The organism is Bradyrhizobium sp. SHOUNA76, assembly GCF_023006445.1.
Taxonomy (GTDB): domain Bacteria; phylum Pseudomonadota; class Alphaproteobacteria; order Rhizobiales; family Xanthobacteraceae; genus Bradyrhizobium.
Genome location: NZ_JALBHA010000028.1, coordinates 1 through 19395, shown reverse-complemented (window position 1 = coordinate 19395; position 19395 = coordinate 1). Strand labels below are relative to the sequence as shown.

Annotated in this window: 17 protein-coding genes; 8 read left to right on the top strand and 9 right to left on the bottom strand. The window is 64.1% G+C overall.

Annotated elements, in window-relative coordinates; all coding sequences use genetic code 11:
• Positions 1 to 2 precede the first annotated feature (2 nt).
• From MOV74_RS06465 to MOV74_RS06450, 4 genes are read right to left on the bottom strand one after another with little or no spacing between them, the layout of a single operon-like run.
• A complete protein-coding gene (locus MOV74_RS06465; RefSeq protein WP_246919097.1) occupies positions 3 to 1091 on the bottom strand; it encodes an NAD/NADP-dependent octopine/nopaline dehydrogenase family protein in 1089 nt (362 codons plus the stop codon).
• Complete coding sequence (locus MOV74_RS06460) at positions 1088 to 2623, bottom strand: class I adenylate-forming enzyme family protein (RefSeq protein WP_246919095.1); 1536 nt, start codon at positions 2621 to 2623, stop codon at positions 1088 to 1090. The genes MOV74_RS06465 and MOV74_RS06460 overlap by 4 nt, the downstream gene beginning before the upstream one ends.
• 2 nt (positions 2624 to 2625) lie before the next feature.
• Positions 2626 to 3915 (bottom strand): acyl-CoA dehydrogenase family protein, encoded by a 1290-nt coding sequence (locus tag MOV74_RS06455; RefSeq protein WP_246919093.1) that lies wholly within the window; start codon positions 3913 to 3915, stop codon positions 2626 to 2628.
• 12 nt (positions 3916 to 3927) lie between these two features.
• On the bottom strand, positions 3928 to 4725 hold the full coding sequence (locus MOV74_RS06450; RefSeq protein WP_246919091.1) for an alpha/beta fold hydrolase: 798 nt from the start codon (positions 4723 to 4725) through the stop codon (positions 3928 to 3930).
• A gap of 211 nt (positions 4726 to 4936) precedes the next feature.
• Here MOV74_RS06450 and MOV74_RS06445 point away from each other — a divergent pair, with 211 nt between their 5' ends.
• The 4 genes from MOV74_RS06445 (at position 4937) to MOV74_RS06430 (ending at position 10329) form a co-directional block, all read left to right on the top strand.
• Complete coding sequence (locus MOV74_RS06445) at positions 4937 to 5698, top strand: SDR family NAD(P)-dependent oxidoreductase (RefSeq protein WP_246919090.1); 762 nt, start codon at positions 4937 to 4939, stop codon at positions 5696 to 5698.
• 43 nt (positions 5699 to 5741) lie between these two features.
• Positions 5742 to 6578: an enoyl-CoA hydratase family protein gene (locus MOV74_RS06440; RefSeq protein ID WP_246919089.1), complete on the top strand. Its 837-nt coding sequence runs from the start codon at positions 5742 to 5744 to the stop codon at positions 6576 to 6578.
• Positions 6579 to 6675: 97 nt separating this feature from the next.
• A complete protein-coding gene (locus tag MOV74_RS06435; protein WP_246919088.1) occupies positions 6676 to 9027 on the top strand; it encodes a bifunctional salicylyl-CoA 5-hydroxylase/oxidoreductase in 2352 nt (783 codons plus the stop codon).
• A 51-nt stretch (positions 9028 to 9078) separates the two neighbouring features.
• The gene (locus MOV74_RS06430; protein WP_246919087.1) at positions 9079 to 10329 is read left to right on the top strand and encodes a flavin-dependent oxidoreductase; all 1251 of its coding nucleotides are present in this window, start codon (positions 9079 to 9081) and stop codon (positions 10327 to 10329) included.
• Between the two features lie 9 nt (positions 10330 to 10338).
• Here MOV74_RS06430 and MOV74_RS06425 read toward each other — a convergent pair whose 3' ends face one another.
• Entirely contained in the window at positions 10339 to 10794 is a 456-nt protein-coding gene (locus tag MOV74_RS06425; RefSeq protein ID WP_246919086.1) for a cupin domain-containing protein, read from the bottom strand.
• 85 nt (positions 10795 to 10879) lie between these two features.
• Positions 10880 to 12055, bottom strand: coding sequence for an ABC transporter substrate-binding protein (locus tag MOV74_RS06420; protein WP_246919085.1), 1176 nt, complete (start codon positions 12053 to 12055; stop codon positions 10880 to 10882).
• 249 nt (positions 12056 to 12304) lie between these two features.
• Here MOV74_RS06420 and MOV74_RS06415 point away from each other — a divergent pair, with 249 nt between their 5' ends.
• From MOV74_RS06415 to MOV74_RS06405, 3 genes are all read left to right on the top strand, one after another.
• Positions 12305 to 12823: a MarR family winged helix-turn-helix transcriptional regulator gene (locus MOV74_RS06415; protein ID WP_246919084.1), complete on the top strand. Its 519-nt coding sequence runs from the start codon at positions 12305 to 12307 to the stop codon at positions 12821 to 12823.
• A 147-nt stretch (positions 12824 to 12970) separates the two neighbouring features.
• On the top strand, positions 12971 to 14662 hold the full coding sequence (locus MOV74_RS06410) for a benzoate-CoA ligase family protein (RefSeq protein WP_246919083.1): 1692 nt from the start codon (positions 12971 to 12973) through the stop codon (positions 14660 to 14662).
• A gap of 19 nt (positions 14663 to 14681) precedes the next feature.
• Positions 14682 to 15140 (top strand): RidA family protein, encoded by a 459-nt coding sequence (locus tag MOV74_RS06405; protein WP_246919082.1) that lies wholly within the window; start codon positions 14682 to 14684, stop codon positions 15138 to 15140.
• 24 nt (positions 15141 to 15164) lie between these two features.
• Here MOV74_RS06405 and MOV74_RS06400 read toward each other — a convergent pair whose 3' ends face one another.
• The gene (locus MOV74_RS06400) at positions 15165 to 15893 is read right to left on the bottom strand and encodes a CBS domain-containing protein (protein ID WP_246919081.1); all 729 of its coding nucleotides are present in this window, start codon (positions 15891 to 15893) and stop codon (positions 15165 to 15167) included.
• A gap of 209 nt (positions 15894 to 16102) precedes the next feature.
• Here MOV74_RS06400 and MOV74_RS06395 point away from each other — a divergent pair, with 209 nt between their 5' ends.
• On the top strand, positions 16103 to 17956 hold the full coding sequence (locus MOV74_RS06395; protein ID WP_246919080.1) for an alpha/beta hydrolase: 1854 nt from the start codon (positions 16103 to 16105) through the stop codon (positions 17954 to 17956).
• Here MOV74_RS06395 and MOV74_RS06390 read toward each other — a convergent pair.
• Complete coding sequence (locus tag MOV74_RS06390) at positions 17953 to 18927, bottom strand: CHAD domain-containing protein (protein WP_246919079.1); 975 nt, start codon at positions 18925 to 18927, stop codon at positions 17953 to 17955. The two genes, MOV74_RS06395 and MOV74_RS06390, sit on opposite strands and share 4 nt — an antisense overlap.
• A gap of 11 nt (positions 18928 to 18938) precedes the next feature.
• Positions 18939 to 19395: AAA family ATPase (locus MOV74_RS06385; protein WP_246919078.1), on the bottom strand; the 457-nt coding region annotated here is incomplete at its 5' end.

Sequence of the window (19395 nt, the reverse complement as noted above, 5' to 3'; positions counted from 1 at the left end):
GATCAGAATCCATTGCGAAGCAGCGTCTGCAATTCAGCCTTGCTGAGATTGTCGAGCCCCAGCGTCTTCAGCGTTCGGCCACCTCGCGCAAAATCCTCGCCGCAGACCGCGCCGCCGATCGACAGGAACGCTTTGGCCAGGGGTGTGGGCACGCCAGCCAGGCCGGCGACGGACACCAGCAGAGACAACCCAAGCCGCAAATCCTCACGCATGTAGCGGTGCTCGGTCAGCACGATTCGTTCACGCCAGTCGCCGGATTCGGTCAGCCGGTCGTGTGACCCGCGGCCATACATCCAGATCTCGCCTTCCCTGGCGTAGTGATGAGCGAGCGGGAAATGCGGCGCGCCATACCCGAGCGCCTCGCGCACGGCGATCCTTTCGGCGTCGAGTGCATCCGTGACCCGGCGGATCGCGCCCTGCGTACCTTCCTTGTGAATGTCCCAGCGCTCGAAATGCTCGATTGGACCGGCGTTCATCACAATCAACGGCGGGTGGATGATGGGTCCTGCATTCATCAGCGCTCCGGACAGCGCGTCTCCACACGGTTCGATTACGTCCGGGAAAGCGCGTCCGATGACTTCAAGTGCATGGGGCACCTGATCGAGCGGGAACACACCGACCGGAAGCCGCTTGGCGCGAATGGTGATCGCGACCTCGAATGGTCCGTGCTTGCGGGTGAGCCATGGCAGTGTGCCGGTTTCGGCAAAGCTCGCCTTGGCCTGGTTCCCGGCATCCCGCGCAGCCTGCGCGAAGATCATTGAGCCGAATGTCGCCGGCGGCAAGAATACGACCTGGCCGTCCCGCAAATGCGGCGCGAGCAGGCGAGCGATATCTGCTTGCGCGAAGGCAGGAGCGGGGCACAGGATCAGCTCCGTGCCATCGACGGCCTCGGCGATATCGGTCGTGACCAGCGCGAGCGTCACGTCGTGGCGGCCGTTGTGATCCCTCACCAGGATGCGCGAGCCCGCGGCGCGATGCGCGGCGACCTGATCGGCATCGCGGCGCCACAGCCGGACCTCATGCCCCGACAGCGCAAAATCGCCTGCAGCCGCGAAAGAGCCGTTTCCCCCACCGAGAACCGCAATCTTCAAGATGCTTCTCCTTGCGCGCCGGACTGCGCATCAAGTTGCTTCAGCAGGAAATGCTGGACCTTGCCCAGCGCCGTGCGCGGCAGGTCGGTAACGAAGACGATGTCGCGCGGCACCTTGTAGCGGGCGAGTTGCGCCTGGAGATGGGCTGTCAGTTCGTTCGCTTCGAGCCGGCAGCCGGATCGGGGGATGACATAGGCGATCGGCACCTCGTCCCAGCGCGGGTCCGGCCGACCGATCACGGCGCATTCGCTGACATCGGGGTGCTCGAGCAGGACGCGCTCGACCTCCGCCGGGTAAACGTTCTCGCCCCCCGAAATGATCATGTTCTTCTTGCGGTCGCGCACCCAGAAATAGCCGTCGGCGTCGCACAAGCCGATATCGCCGGTGCGATACCAGCCGTCGTGCAATGCGTCGCGCGTGGCGGCATCGTTACCCCAATATTCGAAGAACACGTTGGCCCCGCGCACCGCGATCTCGCCCGGCGTGCCCGGCGGCACCTCGCTGCCTGCGTGATCGATCACCTTCGCTTCGCAGCACAGGCCGGCGAGGCCGGTCGATCCCGCGCGCGAAAGATCGCCGCCGAGCCGCGTATAGACCGCGATGGGGCAGGTTTCCGTCGAACCGTAGACCTGAAGCACCGGGACGTCGCGGGCGAGGAAACGCTCGATCAGGTGCGGAGGCACGATGGTCGAGCCGGTGGCGACGGCCTTGAGCGACGAAAGATCCGCGGTCGCCCAGGCGGGATGCTCGCTCACCGCCTGGATGATCGCAGGTACCATCACGGTGAGCGTCGGCCGTTCCTGTTCGATGGCCGCAAGGGCAGTTTCCGGCGCAAAACGCGCGTGGACCGTGACGGTCGCGCCAAGCTGCAGCGCCGGTGTCGTCTGGATATTGAGGCCGCCGACGTGGAAGAATGGCAGCACGGTCAGCACGTGGTCATCGGCCGTCATGTTGTGCATGTGCTGGCTCATGACGCCGTTCCAGAACAGCGCCTCCTGGCGCAGCACCGCGCCTTTCGGCCGCCCGGTTGTCCCTGATGTGTAGACGATGAGCAGCGGGCAGGAGAGATCGGTGTGCGGGTTGCGGCTGGTGCCGTCGCTGCGCGTCAGCAGGCTTTCTAATGTCGTGCCGCGAGGCGGCGCAAAGTCGAGGCCGACGATCGCCGTCCCCGGCGCGGTCCGCCCAAGCTCGGAAATAACGCCCTCAAAGGCCTGCTCGAGCACCAGCACCTTGGCGCCCGCATCATTGAGAATGAAGAGTTGTTCGGCGACGGCGAGGCGCCAGTTCATCGGCACCAGCATCGCGCCAAGCCGCGCGCAGGCATAAAGCAGAACCAGATAGTCCGGCCGGTTCAGACTGAGGATGGCGACGCGGTCGCCGCGGCCGACGCCGAGCTCTTGCTTCAACGCCGTCGCGGTCCGCTCGATGCGCGCGGCGAACGCCGCATAGCTCAGCCGTTCCCTTTCGAAGGCAATGGCCGTCTTGTCTGGCGCGAACGCCGCGTTGCGATCGATCAGACTGCAAAGGTCCACAATCAGTCGTCCGTCTCGCCGGCCTCGTACAGCGCCTCGCGTCCGATCCGGTCGAGGCACAATTCGGCGGTCCAGGGCAGCATCAGCGAGCCGCAGCGGCTGTCGCGATAGATCCGCTCCAGCGGCAGCGAGCGAAGCATGGCCTGACCGCCGCAGGTGCGGATCGCGAGCGCGGCGAGTTCGTTGGCACCCTCCATCACCGAATATTGCGCGGCATAGGCCCGTAGCACCTGCTCCTTGCTCGGATTGGCGCAGGCCTCGGTGACGGCTTGGAACCAGATCGCCTTGATCTGTTCGAGCTTGATCTGCATCTGCGCGACCGCGATCTGCTTGGTCGGGTACATCCGCCGCTTGACCGGCGGCATGCCCGGCACTTCGCCGCGCAAGTATCGCACGGTGAAATCATAGGCGGCTTGCGCCAGGCCCATATAGGTCGGCGACAACGTCAGGAACATGTGCGGCCAGCGCATTGCAGCCTGGAAATAGACGCCGCGCGGCATCAGCGCAGAATCAGCCGGCACGAACACGTCCTTGAACAGAAGCGTCCGCGAAACCGTACCGCGCATGCCGAGCGGATCCCAGTCGCCGACGACCGAGACGCCGTCCGATTGGGCGGAGATGGCGAGATAGAGCGTGTTGCGGCGCGACGCCTTCTCGCCTTCCTCGATCTCGGTGCAGAGCACGCCGTAATAGTCGGCATGGCCGGAGAGCGATGCAAAGATCTTCTTGCCGTTGACGATCCAGCCGCCTTCCACGGGTTTTGCTTCCGTGCCGAACGCGACGCCGCCAGCGGCGGCCGCACCACCCTCCGAGAAAGGCTGCGAATAGATCGCGCCGTCATCGACGATGCGCTTGTAATGGACCGCACGACGCCGCTCGTGCTCCGCCCGGGTTTCGGCGTCCATGTCGAGATCGTCGGCGAGCGGGCCTGACCACAGGGTCGAGCAGACATGCATGTTCCAGGTCAGCGCGGTCGCACCGCAATAGCGGCCGATTTCGGCCGCCGCCAAGGCGTATGTCTGGTAGTTCGCGCCGAGCCCGCCGTGTTTCTTGGGAACGGCGATGCCAAGCAGGCCGACGCGGTGAAGGTCGCGGTAGTTCTCAACCGGAAAGATCGCCTCGCGATCGTAAGTGGCGGCGCGAGCGGCGAACACGCTCTGGCCGATCTCGCGGGCGCGTGCGATGATGCCGGCCTGCTCGTCGTTCAGGCGGAATGCGACGGGATCGAAGATCGGCGCATCCAGCGCGACCTTGTTACTCGCGCCGATGGTCTTGCTGACTTGCATGGTCATCGCGTAGTCACCTTACGCTTTGGTCGTAACGGAATTCAGGAAGCGGCCAAGCGCTTCGTCGAAGGCATCGGGACGCTCGAGGTTGGCGAGATGGCCGACGCCGGGCAGTTCGACATATTCGGCGGAGGGGATGTAGCTCGCCGTTTTCGCCATCATCGGCGCCGGCGCGTTGTTGTCCTTGGACCCGGACAGCAGCAGCGTCGGGACGGAAATATCCTTGAGTGTGCTGCGCTGATCGAAGCCGATGAGAGCCAGCATCATGGCGCGATAGCTTGCCTCGGGCACGCTTGCCATGCACTCGCGTGCGACGTCCATCCCGTCCGGATCGGGATCGTCGCCGACCAGCTCCTTCACCAGAGAAGGTGCCAGCGACTTCATCGTCTCCCCGCGATCGAGCGGCCCGAGCCGCGCCGCGAGGAATGATTTCTGCCAGTCTCCGTCGGCCTTGCCGAAGGCGGGGCTGGTCTGCGCCAGCACGACCGCGCGAGCCAGTTTCGGGGACTGTACCAGCCATTTCTGGACGATCATGCCGCCGATCGAGTGGCCGACGAGAATGGGGCTGGTTGCCCCGAGTTGCTCGATGAATTGCTGGAGCGCCTGCGCCAGGGCAGCGATGCTGACGCTGGCAAGCGGCGCCGATCCGCCATAGCCCGGCATATCCCACGCGATGGCACGGAAGCGGCTCCCGAATGTGGCAAGCTGGCGCCGCCAGGCTCGCGCAGCGCCGCCGATGCCATGCAGGAAGATCAGAGGTGTCGCGTTCGGATCGCCCGCGGCTTCATAGGCGAAGCGTCCGTCCTTTGTTATCATTGGCGCAGGCTGCGACACGCGACATCCTTTTGCTCGGCGCTGTGATGCTAACAGGCCTGTGGGGGATGGGAAGCAATAATTTTATACTTAAAGCAATTTTCGGGCCGCCTCTCGTGCCGTGATGTCGGGGCGGCGACGGCCGCTTTCGTTGCAAAAATTTGAAGGTTAAAATATAGGGAGCAACGATCACGAGATCCGAGGGAGCCAGCGCATGTCCGGATTGCCGCACTCGCCGCACGCGCTGGTGACAGGTGGAGGTCGCGGCATCGGCCGCGCGATCGCGGCCTCTCTCGTCGGTGCCGGGGCCACCGTGACCGTGCTTGGCCGGAATGCAGCGACTCTCACAGAGGCGGTCGACGCCGGCGCCGCGCATTTTGCGGCCGTCGCCGACGTTTCGGACGAGGCGTCATTGAAGGCAGCCATTGCCGAGGCGAGCGCGCGGCAGCCGATCGATATTCTCATTGCCAACGCTGGCAGCGCTGAATCGGCGCCATTCGCGAAGTCGGACACCGCTCTCTTCACGCGCATGATGGATGTCAATTTCATGGGCGTGGTCCACGCCGTCCGCGCTGTGTTGCCGGGCATGAAGGGCCGTCCTTATGGCCGTATTGTTGCGGTCGCGTCGACGGCGGGACTGAAGGGCTATGCCTATGTCAGCGCGTACAGCGCGGCCAAGCACGCCGTGATCGGTCTGGTGCGTTCCCTCGCCCTCGAGATGGCTGGCAGCAATGTCACCGTGAACGCGGTGTGTCCCGGCTTCACGGACACGGATCTCGTCGCCGGCAGCATCGAGAACATCATGAGCAAGACGGGGCGTAGCCGCGAGCAGGCGATCGCAGAGCTCGCCAAGCACAATCCGCAAGGACGCCTGATCACGCCTCAGGAGGTGGCAGACGCGGTTCTTTGGTTGTGCGGCGAGGGCGCCGGCGCGATCACGGGGCAGGCGATTGCCGTGGCCGGGGGCGAGGTCTAGCGTGCCTGGCGCAGGTGCGGAACAAGGAAGCCAAGGAGATCGCATGAGCAGACCAGCAAATCCCGTCACCATTCCGCTCGCGGACTATTCGCCGCAGCACTTCCTGCTGGCGGTGGTCGACGGCGTTGCGACGGTCACGCTCAATCGGCCCGAACGAAAGAATCCGCTGACATTCGAAAGCTACCGGGAACTGACCGATTTCTTCCGCGCTTGCGCCTTCGACGACGAGGTCAAGTCCATCGTCGTAACCGGCGCCGGCGGTAATTTCTCGTCCGGTGGCGATGTGTTCGAGATCATCGGTCCGCTGGTGAAGATGGACACCAAGGGGCTGACCGCCTTCACGCGGATGACGGGTGACCTCGTCAAGGCGATGCGGGCCTGCCCGCAGCCGATCGTGGCTGCGGTCGAGGGCATCTGTGCCGGGGCCGGCGCGATCGTTGCCATGGCATCGGACATGCGCCTCGCAGCGAGCGGGGCCAAGGTCGCGTTCCTGTTCAACAAGGTGGGCCTCGCCGGTTGCGACATGGGCGCCTGCGCAATTCTTCCGCGGATCATCGGACAGTCGCGCGCTTCCGAGCTGCTCTACACCGGGCGGTTCATGACCGCGGAGGAGGGCGAGCGCTGGGGCTTCTTCAGCCGCATCGTGACGCCGGAGCAGGTGCTGACCCAGGCGCAACTGCTGGCCAAGCAGGTCGCGGAAGGGCCGACCTTTGCCAACACCATGACCAAGCGGATGCTGGCGATGGAATGGGCAATGTCGGTGGAGGAGGCGATCGAGGCGGAAGCCGTCGCCCAAGCGCTGTGCATGACGACGGCCGATTTCACGCGCGCTTTCGAGGCTTTCGCCAACAAGGTCAAGCCGGTCTTCAGGGGCGATTGAGCGGGTGACTTTCCCCGGTACCGCCAGCAAGGGGACTTGCGCGAAATTATTTTAGGCTTAAAATAGTTTCATGGCCGGGTGAATTGGCGAGGCTCCCATGAAAGTCGCGATCATCGGTGGCGGACCCGCGGGTCTCTACGCTGCGATCCTGCTCAAGAAGCAGCGCCCGAGCGCCGACATCGCGGTGTATGAACGCAACCGGGCCGACGACACGTTCGGTTTCGGCGTGGTGTTCTCCGACGCCACGCTGGACAATTTCGAAAAGCACGATCTTCCGAGCTACCGCCGCATTACCCAGGAATTCGCCTATTGGGACGACATCGCGGTGCATTTTCGCGGGACCGTCCACCGGGTCGGCGGTAACGGCTTTTGCGGCTGCTCGCGGCGCAAGCTGCTTCTGATCCTCCAGGAGCGGGCCCGCGAGCTTGGCGTCGTCCTGCACTTCGAGGTGGACGTCGAGGACGAATCCCGCTTCGCCGATGCCGATCTCGTGCTGATCGCCGACGGCATCAACAGCCGCTTCCGCGAGAAATATGTCGACCATTTCCAGCCGGAGGTCGACGTCCGCTCCAACAAGTTCGCCTGGATGGGCTCGACCAGGCCGCTCGACGCCTTCACCTTCATCTTCCAGGAGACCGAGTGGGGCCCGTTCATCGCCCACGCCTATCAGTATGAGGCCGGACACTCGACCTGGATCTTCGAGACCGACCCTGAGACCTTCGAGCGGGCCGGCCTGACAGGGCTGGACGAGACGCAGTCCGCCGCGCGGATGGCCGAGATTTTTGGTTGGTTCCTCGAAGGGCACAAGCTGCTCACCAACCGTTCGATGTGGCGCAATTTCCCGATGATCCGCAGCAAGCGCTGGGTCAAGGACAACATGGTGCTGCTTGGCGATGCCAAGGCGAGCGCGCATTTTTCGATCGGCTCCGGCACCAAGCTCGCGATGGAAGACGCGATTGCGCTAGCCGAAGCCATGCAGAACGCGCCGAGCACCAAGGCGGCGCTCGATCTCTATGAACATGGCCGCCGTGAGGAGGTCGAGAAGACACAGCACGCCGCCGACGTCTCGCTGGTCTGGTTCGAGCACGTCGATCGCTTCTGGAATTTTGATCCCGTGCAATTTGCCTTTGGCGTGATGACGCGCTCGAAGGCGATCACCTATGACAATCTCAAGCTGCGCGCGCCGGATTTCGTGGCAGAGGTCGACAAGTCGTTCGCCAGACAGGTGCGCGGCAGCGGCTTCGATGTCGACACTGACCGTCCGATGGTGCCGCTGTTCCAGCCGTTCCGCTTGCGCGAGATGACGCTCGCCAATCGCGCCGTGGTGTCGCCGATGTGCATGTATTCGGCCAAGGAAGGCGTGCCGACCGATTTCCACCTGGTGCATTATGGCTCGCGCGCGATTGGCGGCGCCGGGCTGATCTTCACCGAGATGACCTGCGTGAGCCGCGATGCCCGCATCACGCCCGGCTGCGCCGGTCTTTGGAATAACGAGCAGGAGGCCGCCTGGCGGCGCATCGTGGAGTTCGTCCACGGCAATTCGGCCGCGAAAATCTGCCTGCAACTCGGCCACGCCGGCCGCAAAGGCGCGACCAAGCTGATGTGGGACGGGATGGACCGGCCACTGGAAGATGGCGGCTGGGAAGTGTTCTCGGCATCGCCGCTGCCCTATTTTCCCGACAGTCAGGTGCCGCGCGAGCTCGATCGTGCCGGCATGAACGCGGTGAGGGATGCTTTCGTCGCGGCGGCCGAGCGCGGCCAGCGCTGCGGCTTCGATATGCTGGAGCTGCACTGCGCCCACGGCTATCTGCTCGCGAGCTTCATCTCGCCGCTGACGAACAGCCGCACGGACGAATATGGCGGCTCGCTCGACAACCGTCTGCGTTTCCCGCTCGAGATCTTCGAGGCGCTACGGGCGGTGTGGCCGTCGCACAAGCCGATGTCGGTGCGCATTTCCGCGACCGACTGGGCCGACGGCGGCATCACCGGCGATGACGCGGTGGCGATCGCGCGCGCCTTCGCCGAAGCCGGTGTCGATCTCGTCGACGTCTCGACGGGGCAGACCGTCCGCGACGCGCAGCCGATCTATGGGCGCATGTTCCAGACACCGTTCTCGGATCAGGTCCGCAACGAGGCGCGTGTCGCCACGATGTGCGTCGGCAACATCACGACGGCGGATCAGGCCAACACCGTCCTGGCCGCCGGCCGGGCAGATCTCGTCGCGCTCGGCCGCCCGCATCTGGTCGACCCGTTCTTCACCATGAAGGCGGCGGCCTGGTACGGGGCAAACGACGCGTTCTGTCCGCTACAATATCTGCCGGGAAAAGAGCAAATTTTCCGCAACAGCGTCCGCGACCGGCAGGACCTCGACGAGCTGCGCATTAAGGCTAAGCCCAAGACCCGGGCCGAGCTCAAGGCGGAGGCGACAAAGCCGCTTGCGGCGGAGTGACCGCCCGTGCGACGTTAACCCATTGCCTGTGTTTCGAGTGGAGTTTGGGCGATGAAGGCGATTATCATCGGTGGCGGTATCGGTGGTCTCACCACGGCATTGATGCTGCGCTCGCGCGGCCTGGATTGTGAGATCTTCGAGCAGGCCGACACCATTCGCGAGCTCGGCGTCGGGATCAACACGCTGCCGCATGCCATGCGTGAGCTCGCAGGTCTCGGCCTGTTGCAGAAGCTCGACGACGTCGCGATCCGCACCGATCAGCTCTATTATCTCAACCGCCACGGCCAGGAGGTCTGGCGCGAAGCCCGCGGCATCGACGCCGGCCACGACGTGCCGCAATTCTCGATCCATCGCGGCCGCCTCCAGGGCGTCATCCATCGCGCCGTCGAGGAACGGCTCGGTCAGGAGGCGATTCACACGGGCTGCCGGCTCGGTGCGTTTACGCAGGACGAGGGCGGCGTCACCGCCTATTTCTTTGACCGTGCGGGCGCGCACATTCACACCGCGCGCGGCGATATCCTGATCGGCGCCGACGGTATCCATTCCCGCGTCCGGGAGACGTTGTTCCCGAACGAGGGCCCACCGTGCTGGAACGGCCTGATGCTATGGCGCGGTGCGCGCGACTGGCCGCTGTTCCTCACCGGCAAATCGATGATCGTGGCCGGCGGCCTCAATGCCAAGGTGGTGATCTATCCGATCGCGGAGGGATCGAGCCCGGCGAGCCGCCTGACCAATTGGGCCGTGCTGGTGAAGGTGGGCGAGGGCAACGCGCCGCCGCCGCGGAAAGAAGACTGGTCGCGGCCGGGCCGCCGCGAGGAACTGATGCCGCATGTCGCGCGCTTCTCCGTGCCCTATGTCGACGTGAAGAGCCTGATCTCGGCGACGCCCGAATTCTACGAATATCCGACCTGCGACCGCGATCCCTTACCCTGTTGGTCGTCCGGGCGCGTCACGCTGCTCGGCGACGCCGCGCATCCGATGTATCCGGTCGGCTCCAATGGCGCGTCACAGGCGATCCTCGATGCGCGCTGCCTTGCGGACGCGCTGGTGCGCGCCGAGCATCCGCGCCAGGCGCTGCTCGAATACGAGAAGAAGCGTCTGCCGATGACGGCCGACATCGTCCGCTCCAACCGGCGCGGCGGTCCCGAGGGCGTCATCGACGCCGTCGAGCAGCTCGCGCCAGATGGATTCGACAATGTCGACAACGTCCTGAGCTATTCCCAGCGCGAAGCCATCGTACGCGGCTATGCCACCAAGGCAGGCTTCGCCGCCGTCCCGGGACTTGCAGCGGTCCGTGCGTAAGACGCGCTGCTAGCCGCCGGGAGGCGGCGGCAGGAAGTGGATGTTGAACTCGGCCGCCATCGCCACGACGTCCTCCGGCTTCTGCTCCTTCATGTTGTGAAGGCCCCAGAACAGGTCGAACAGCTTACGACTCGGCGAGACCCAGAACAGCACTTTCGCGGTCTGCTCCGACTTGTTGAAGATGCCATGCGGCACGCCCATGCCGAGGCGGATCAGGTCCCCGGCGGTTGCCTGCGACTCCGAATTGCCGAGCATGAAGTCGAGCTTGCCCTCCAGCATGTAGAGATATTCATCCTGGTCAGGGTGAATGTGCGGCGGCACGAACGTGCCCGGCGGCAAGGTCGCGTGCCATGAGAAGCTGTGTTCGGCATAGCTCTTCGGCACATAGGTCTGGCCGAGGATGTTCCAGGAGATTCCCTGGATGCCCTCGTTGGCCCGCGTGATGCCGGTGATTTCGCTCTTCATTGCAGTCCTCCCGTAACGCGATACATGGCTATTTGTTTGAGCATGATCTTTTCGGAAAACCGCTGCGCACTTTTCCGGATCATGCTTAGTTCGCCGCGTTGCAGTCCTTGGCATAGCGGTCGCCGTAATTTTCGAAGACCTTCTGGACGATCTCGGTCTGGAACTTGCCGTCCGGACGCTTGGCAACCTTGGTCAGGTAGAAATCCTGGATCGGATAACCGTTGGTGTTGAACTTGAAGGCGCCGCGCAGCGAGGTGAAGTCGGCCTTCTTAAGCGCGGCTCGGACGGCGTCCTTGTTCGAGAGGTCGCCTTTCACGGCCTTGACCGCACTGTCGATCAGCATCGCGGCGTCATACGCCTGGAAGGCGTAGGTGCCGGGCACGACGTTATAGGCGGCCTCGTAGGAGGCGACGAACTTCTTGTTCTGGGGATTGTCGAGGTTGGGCGCCCAGTTCGCGCCGCCGAACATGCCGACGGCCGCGTCCTGCTGTGCGGGCAGGGTCGATTCATCCACCGTGAAAGCCGAGAGCACCGGAATGCTGTCGGCGAGACCGGCCTGCCGGTATTGCTTGACCAGATTCACGCCGAGGCCGCCCGGCATGAACGTGAAGAGGGCATCGGGCTTCTGCGAGGAGATCTTGGACAACTCCGGCTGGAAGTCCAGCGTGTTCAGCGGCATGTAGGATTCCTCGACGATCTCGCCCTTGTAGTCGAGCTTGAATCCCGCCACCGAATCCTTGCCGGCCTGATAGTTCGGCACCATCAGGTACATGCGCTTGTAGCCACGATCCTGGGCCACCTTGCCGAGGATCTCGTGCACCTGATCGTTCTGATACGAGGTCACATAGAAGAAGGGGTTGCAGTCCTTGCCGGCGAACGTCGACGGGCCGGCATTGGGGCTGATCAGGAAGGTCTTCGATTCCGTCACGGGCCGGTGGATCGCCTGCAGGATGTTGGAGAAAATCGGGCCGATCACGAAGTCGACCTTGTCGCGCTCCAGGAGGCCCTTGACCTTGGTCACCGCCGCGTCCGGCTTCAGTTCGTCGTCGACCACGACGACCTCGACGTCACGGCCGCCCATCTTGCTGCCGAGATCCTTCACAGCAAGTGCAAAGCCGTCGCGAACCTGCTGCCCGAGCGCGGCCGCGGGCCCCGACAGGGTCACGATCACGCCCAGCTTGATCTTCTCCTCGGCGAGGGCTGGAGTCATCGTGGTGCCAAGCAGCATGGTGGCTGCGGCCAAGGTCATTTGCATCTTCATGATCTGTCCCTCGTGACTATCGGCGAGCGCTGCAGGCCGCGTACTCCGATCCAAGCTTATGCCGATGATGGCTGCCGCGGCAAGCAAGCTCAAGGCGTCGCCATCCGAGCGGCCATGCGTATGCAAGCGTCGCGCCAATTATTTGAAGCCTAAAGAAATTCACGTGCGGTCGATTGTTGCAGCTTTGGACTTGCGGCCGGCTTCAATTTATTTGAAGCTCAAAATGTTGGGGAATCCGTGCCGGCGCCAATGCCCGCCGAGAGTGACTGCACCGAGATGCTCGATTCCGAGACCAAGGCCGTCGAAACGCCGGAAGACCACGCCGAAGAGCTTCGGCTGTGGTTGCGCCTCCTGACCTGTACGACCCTGATCGAGGGCGAGGTTCGCGGCCGGCTGCGGCAGCGGTTCGACGTCACGCTGCCCCGCTTCGATCTGATGGCGCAGCTCGACAAGGCGCCTGATGGCATGACGCTGTCCGATGTCTCCAAGCGCATGATGGTGTCGAACGGCAACGTCACCGGTCTCGTCGAGCGCCTCGTGGAATCCGGCCATCTCGATCGCCGTACCTCGGAGACGGATCGCCGTGTCCAGGTGATCCGCCTCACGAAGCTTGGCCGCGCCGAGTTCCGCAGGATGGCTGCGGAGCACGAGACCTGGATCGCCGATCTCTTCGCCGACCTCTCGCCGAAGGATGTGCGCGAATTGATGCGCCTCCTTGCCAAGACCAAGGCGTCGGCGCAGAAATCGGCCGCGCGCCGCCGGCCGTAAGCGCGGGGCCGGCAGGCCGCGCAATCCCTTTTGCCGCAGGAAAAAGCACGGGATGCCCAAAATCCGCTATTGCGCCAAATTGTTTTAAGCCTAAAATGTTTTCCAGATCGTGCTGCCGGGTGCAATCCATGCTGAAAGGAGCGTGCGATGGCCAACGCCGCCAAGGTTCAAGTGACGGGCTCGCATGACGGCAACGCCGCGACGGCCCATGTCGATACGTTTGCGCAGCAGCATCTGCCGCCGCGCGAACTCTGGCCCGAGTTCATCTTCACGCGGCCTGAGCTGCGCTATCCGCCCCGATTGAACTGCGTCAGCTATTTCCTCGATCGCTGGGTCGAGCAGGGGCATGGCAATGCGCCCTGCGTCATCAGCCCCGCCGTCAGCTACACCTATCGCGAGCTGCAGGCGCTCGTGAACCGTATCGCCAACGTGCTGGTCGGCGAGCTTGGTCTCATTCCCGGCGGGCGCGTGCTGTTGCGCTCGGCCAACAACCCCATGATGGTCGCGACCTATCTCGCGGTCATCAAGGCCGGCGGCATCGTCGTGGCAACGATGCCGCTGCTCCGCGCCAAGGAGCTGTCCTATCCGATCCAGAAGGCGGAGATTGCGCTGGCGCTGTGCGACGGCAAGCTTGCCGAAGAAATGGAGAAGGCGAAAGCGGCTGCGCCGTCTCTCAGACGGGTCGTTTATTGGGGCAATGGCGCGGCGGACTCGCTCGAAGCGCTGATTGCCGGCGCCAGCGCGGAGTTTAGGGCTGTCGATACCGCCTCCGACGACGTCTGCCTGATCGCTTTCACGTCGGGCACGACAGGCGATCCCAAGGGCACCATGCATTTCCATCGCGACATGCTCGCGGTTTGCGACGGCTATGCGCGCAATATCTTGCGGGCCGAGCAGAAGGATCGCTTCGTCGGCTCGGCGCCGCTCGCGTTCACGTTCGGCTTCGGCGGCGTGCTGTTTCCGATGCATATCGGGGCCTCCTTCGTCGTGCTGGAGAAGACGACGCCGGACGACATGCTGGCGGCGATCGAGCAATACAAGACGACGGTCTGCTTCACGGCGCCGACCGCATACCGGGCGATGGTCGGCAAGCTGCCGGGCCACGACATCTCCTCGCTTCGCAAATGTGTTTCCGCAGGCGAGACCCTGCCCAAGCCAACCTTCGATGCCTGGCTCAAGGCCACCGGCATCAAACTGATGGACGGCATCGGCTCGACCGAGCTGCTGCACATCTTCATCAGCGCGACCGAGGACGAGATCCGTCCGGGCGCAACGGGAAAGCCCGTGCCGGGCTATGAAGCCAAGATCGTCGATGATGAGGGTCGTGACGTTCCGCCGGGCACCATGGGGAAGCTAGCGGTGCGCGGGCCGACCGGTTGCCGCTATCTCGCCGACGAGCGCCAGCGCAAATACGTCCAGAACGGCTGGAACATCACCGGCGACACCTATCTGATGGATGGCGACGGCTATTTTTGGTACCAGTCCCGCTCCGACGACATGATCGTGTCGGCCGGCTACAATATCGCCGGCACGGACGTCGAGGCGGCACTGCTCACGCATCCGGCGGTCGCCGAGTGCGGTGTGGTCGGCGCCCCGGACGAGGCGCGCGGCATGATCGTGAAGGCCTATGTCGTCGCGGCGCCCGGCGTGACACCGGACGCACAGCTCGTGACCGAGTTGCAGGAGCATGTCAAACGCGAGATTGCGCCGTACAAATATCCACGCGCCATCGAGTTCGTGACGCAACTGCCGAAGACCGAGACCGGAAAATTGAAGCGCTTTGCCCTGCGGCAACTGGCGCAGGCCGCGGTGACGTCCTCGGGCGTCGCGGCGGAATGAGAAGGATGGAGAATTGCCCGTGACGACGCCGAAAGGCCCGCAGCTCGCGGTGCTGCCGACCGCAGCCGACGATGACACCCGTTCGCGGGTGCAGGTGCTCCAGCCGTCGGGGTGGCCGATGCCGAAGGGCTATGCCAATGGCATGGCCGCCGAGGGCCGCATCGTCGTCACCGGCGGGGTGATCGGCTGGGATGCCGAAGAGCGTCTCGCGGAAGGCTTCGTTGCGCAGGTGCACCAGACCTTGGGCAACATCGCCGCGATCATGGCCGAGGCCGGTGCGCGGCCAGAGCACCTCGTGCGGTTGACCTGGTACGTCGTCGACATGGACGAGTACCTGTCCAACCTGAAGGAGCTCGGCAAGATCTACCGTGCCATCTTCGGCGCGCACTATCCGGCGATGGCGCTGGTGCAGGTGGTGCGCCTCGTGGAAAAGGCGGCGCGCGTCGAGATCGAGGCCACCGCCGTCATTCCGCGCTAACTCAGCTCGGCTCAACTCGCCTTCTCAGCTAGCCTTGGCGAGCTCGTCGTCCTCGGGCGAGTTCAGATAGATGCCCGACATGGTGTCGACCCAGCACAGATGGTCGTGCACCTTCTTCACACCCTCGACGTTCTCCGCTGCGACGATCGCGGCCTGCCGCGTGCGCTCTTCGGTGATGACGCCGCTGAGGTGAACGATGCCGTCGCGGACGATGACGTTCAGTCCGAACGGGCACCAGTCGTTCTTCTCCATGGTGTCGATGACGCGGTTGCGAATGTGGTCGTCGTCTGCCGTCGGATCCCGCACTTCGCGGGCGAGTCCTGCCACCGCCTGCAGCAGGTTGGCGCGGGATACGATCCCGACGACCTTGTCGCCGCGCACCACGGGCAGCCGCTTCACGTTATTGCGCTCCATGAGGTCGACGATCTCGGCGAGCGCCGTGTCCTCCGTGATGGTCACGACCGAATCGGTCATCACCTCCGCGACCTTGCGGCCGTGCTCGTGGACGAAGTCGCTGGCGGATTTGCCCGGACCAAGGATGAACCGCAGCCAGCGTCCGCGCTTGCGCCCGGTGCCGATTTCGCTGCGGCGGATGAAATCTCCTTCGGAGACGACACCGACCAGCTTGCCGGTATCGTCGACCACCGTGAGACCGCTGACATGCCGCTTCAGCATGATATTCGCCGCCTCGACGATGCTGGTGTCGGGGTTAACCGAGATGACCGACCGGGTCATGATCTGGTGGGCGCGCATGGACAACTCCGCTGGCTTGTCGAATTTCGATGCGCGAAAATTAGCGCGGAGGCCGGGCGGCAGTTTGACTCAGGTCAATCGGACGAAGCCTGCCGTTCCGATGAAGCAATTGTGATCCTTGCCCGGATTTGATGCAGCTCAACGCTTATGCGAAGCCGCGCCATATCCTGCCGCCGACACAGAACAAAAGTCCTCGGGAACATTGAGCCATGAGCGTCGTGCAGATATTTCCACGGGCCGAAGAGCCGGCGGTGCAGGTTCTCCCCGTCAATCCCGCCGCTGCTCCCGCAGCCTCGACGGTCAGCCCCGAAAAGCTTGCAGGAATGCCGGCCGCCGCCGATCCTCTGCCTGCATCGGAGCCATATCCTCTCGACCGCGCGTTCCACGCGATGCTGGCGCGGTTCACGGGCGGCATTTCACCGCTGGCTCTGTCGCTGGCCTGGCTCGATTGGAGTTCGCATCTCGCCGCGGCGCCGCAGCGCCAGATGGAGATTTCCCGCAACATTCTGCGCGACGCCGGCCGGTTGGCGGAGGCGGTCGTGCACGCAGCGTCGCCGGAGCAGAAGCCGTGGTCTGTGATCCAGCCGCAGGACCGGGATCGCCGCTTCAGTGGACCGCAATGGGAGGCCGCGCCGTTCAATCTGCTGGCGCAGGCATTTCTGCTCGGAGAGCGGTGGTGGCGCGATGCCACGACCGGCGTGCGCGGCGTGTCGCACGCCAACGAAGCCATCGTCGAGTTCTCGATGCGCCAGACGCTCGACATGCTGGCGCCGTCGAATTTCGTCGCGACCAATCCAAAGGTTCTGGAGAAGGCATTCCTGAGCGGCGGGGAGAATTTCGTTTTCGGATGGCAGAACTGGTGCAGCGACCTGATGCGCCTGCCCTCCAACTCGAGGTCGGCGGATGACGCGCAGTTCGTGGTCGGCAAGACGGTGGCGGCGTCGCCCGGCAAGGTCGTCTATCGCAACGAGCTGATCGAGCTGATTCAGTACTCTCCTGCTACCGCGCAGGTCCGACCCGAACCGATCCTGATCGTGCCGGCCTGGATCATGAAATACTACATCCTTGATCTCGCGCCCCGGAATTCGCTGGTCAAATACCTGACCGGTCAAGGTTTCACCGTGTTCGCGATCTCCTGGCGTAACCCCGATGCAAGGGATCGTGATCTCGCCTTCGACGATTATCGCAGGCTGGGCGTCATGGCGGCGCTAGACATGATCGGCTTGATCATGCCGGTCCGGAAGACCCATGCGCTCGGCTATTGTCTGGGCGGCACATTGCTGTCGATCGCTGCCGCTGCGATGGAGCGCGATGGTGACAACCGGTTCGGCACCATCACTCTTCTTGCGGCCCAGACCGACTTCACCGAGGCCGGAGAGCTGACGCTCTTCATCAATGAGAGTCAGGTCGCGTTTCTCGAAGACATGATGTGGCAGCGTGGCTATCTCGACACGACGCAGATGGCCGGCGCCTTCCAGCTGTTGCGCTCCAACGAACTGATCTGGTCGCGGCTGTCGCACGACTATCTGATGGGCGAGGGCGCGCCACTGAACGATCTGATGGCCTGGAATGCGGACGCAACGCGGCTGCCTTATCGCATGCATTCGGAATATCTGCGCAAGCTATTCCTCGACAACGATCTTGCCGGGGGGCGATACCACGTCGGGGGCAGGAGCATTTCGCTGTCCGATATTCACGCGCCGATGTTCGTGGCCGGCACGCTCGCCGATCACGTGGCGCCGTGGCGATCCGTCTACAAGATCCACTATCAGGTCGACGCCGACGTGACATTCCTGTTGACCAGCGGCGGCCACAATGCCGGTGTCGTTGCGCCTCCGGAGGAGCCGGGCCACAGCTATCAGGTGCTGACCAAAGCCGAGGACGCGCCCTACGTTGGTGCAGACGAATGGCTGAAGCTGGCTCCGCACGTTGAAGGGTCGTGGTGGCCGGAATGGACCAATTGGCTGGCGGCACGTTCTGGCGCGCCGAGCGATCCGCCGCCGATCGGAATCGGAGACTCTCCCGGCCTGCCCGATGCGCCGGGGGACTACGTCCACACCTAAACTTCGGGCTCGGAACTCGGCGCGAGGTCCGCGGAACGGAAGGGCTTAGTCTTGTCCAGCTTCCGGTAGGCCGCTGACGCCGTCCGCAACAGCTTCTTTTCCCGCTTGCGGTTGAGGAAGCGATTGCTCGCATCGAGGCCGGCGCCGTTCAACGACGCTGCAAGCGCTTGTCCTCGCGCATCGTCGTTCAATTGTCCGAGCGAGCGTTGCGCCTTGCGCAATTTCTTGAGGATGGACTTCTGTTTCGTCAGTGATTCCCCGCCGAACAGATCCTGGAGCGACTCGATCGAATAGGTCATCCGCTTGTTGAGAAGCCGCAGCTTGTGGCGTTTCTCGACGTCGAGCTTGCGGAGTTTTCGCGCTTTCTTGAGCAGCTTGGTCTCCCACTCGGTCAGCCGCTCCGACGCGTGATCGGCGAGCGTGCAGCGGCGCAGTCGAATGGCTTCCTTGCTGCGCCGGGTCGACCAGGGGCCGCTTTCGATCCAGGTCGAGGTCTGCTCGACAAGGCGGCGATACCGCGCGGATTGCAGTGCGCGCGCCAGCAGGCGGTGGCTTTCGGTGCGTTTCTCGTCCCAGTGCTGGAGCTCGGCAATGACGGCGAGCTCGTCGCCGCTCTCGGCGACGATCCGCTCGATCGCCACATCGAGGTCCCGCACCATACCGAGCTGGCTGTTGAGCCATTTCAGTTCGGCCCAGACATTTGGGCGCAGAGTGTCGTCGACCATCGGCGAGAAGAAGCGGATGGCGGTGCGCAGATGCGTCAGTGCGATCCGGATCTGGTGCAGCGCGTCGGGATCGCCGCGGCAGGTGCCGTCATGCTGGGCGAGGACGGCATCGAGGTGACGGCGCGCGATGATCCGGAACGCGGTGTCGCAGGCCATGCCGGGGCTGAGGCGGGCAGGCAGCGCATTGCGCCGCGTTGCCGGCTTGGCATGCCTGGCCGCCGTCGAGCTTGTGGTGGGTCGCGACATCCTTGCCCGCGTCAATCAGATTGCCTTATTTGCCCCTCGGCGATCGCGTCCCGGCAGTTCTGGAGCGTTTGCTCCTGTGTCCCGGATGCATCGATGGTCGCCCAGCCGATATGGCCGATATTATATTGCTCCTGCAGCGCGGCAACCTCTTGCGTGGCGTCGGATGCGTCTCCCCGGCGGCTTCCAATCCGCGTCTGCCGGGTCGCGAGGTCGGCAACGAGGAATAAGCCGTTCAGCGGCACGTTGCGCTCCTGCGCCAGTGCGGCGATCGCGTCCCGTTCGTCCTCGCGGGCGAACACGCCGTCGATGATCGCCGAATGGCCTTGCGCCAGCACCCGTCCGGCATACTGAACCAGCGTGGCGTAGATGCGCGCTGCGTGCTCCGGCGTGTAGGCGGACGGCGGCAGGCGGTGGGTGTCCTCGACCCCGAACATCCGTTTGCGGACGAGGTCGCTACGCAGCACGACG

What these genes read in the sequence shown, in the direction of transcription:
- MOV74_RS06395 (WP_246919080.1), top strand. Translation starts at nt 16,103, where the DNA reads ATGAGCGTCGTGCAGATATTTCCACGGGCCGAAGAGCCGGCGGTGCAG.
- MOV74_RS06455 (WP_246919093.1), bottom strand. Translation starts at nt 3,915, where the DNA reads ATGACCATGCAAGTCAGCAAGACCATCGGCGCGAGTAACAAGGTCGCG.
- MOV74_RS06390 (WP_246919079.1), bottom strand. Translation starts at nt 18,927, where the DNA reads ATGTCGCGACCCACCACAAGCTCGACGGCGGCCAGGCATGCCAAGCCG.
- MOV74_RS06410 (WP_246919083.1), top strand. Translation starts at nt 12,971, where the DNA reads ATGGCCAACGCCGCCAAGGTTCAAGTGACGGGCTCGCATGACGGCAAC.
- MOV74_RS06435 (WP_246919088.1), top strand. Translation starts at nt 6,676, where the DNA reads ATGAAAGTCGCGATCATCGGTGGCGGACCCGCGGGTCTCTACGCTGCG.
- MOV74_RS06425 (WP_246919086.1), bottom strand. Translation starts at nt 10,794, where the DNA reads ATGAAGAGCGAAATCACCGGCATCACGCGGGCCAACGAGGGCATCCAG.
- MOV74_RS06415 (WP_246919084.1), top strand. Translation starts at nt 12,305, where the DNA reads ATGCCCGCCGAGAGTGACTGCACCGAGATGCTCGATTCCGAGACCAAG.
- MOV74_RS06440 (WP_246919089.1), top strand. Translation starts at nt 5,742, where the DNA reads ATGAGCAGACCAGCAAATCCCGTCACCATTCCGCTCGCGGACTATTCG.
- MOV74_RS06450 (WP_246919091.1), bottom strand. Translation starts at nt 4,725, where the DNA reads ATGATAACAAAGGACGGACGCTTCGCCTATGAAGCCGCGGGCGATCCG.
- MOV74_RS06445 (WP_246919090.1), top strand. Translation starts at nt 4,937, where the DNA reads ATGTCCGGATTGCCGCACTCGCCGCACGCGCTGGTGACAGGTGGAGGT.
- MOV74_RS06430 (WP_246919087.1), top strand. Translation starts at nt 9,079, where the DNA reads ATGAAGGCGATTATCATCGGTGGCGGTATCGGTGGTCTCACCACGGCA.
- MOV74_RS06400 (WP_246919081.1), bottom strand. Translation starts at nt 15,893, where the DNA reads ATGCGCGCCCACCAGATCATGACCCGGTCGGTCATCTCGGTTAACCCC.
- MOV74_RS06420 (WP_246919085.1), bottom strand. Translation starts at nt 12,055, where the DNA reads ATGAAGATGCAAATGACCTTGGCCGCAGCCACCATGCTGCTTGGCACC.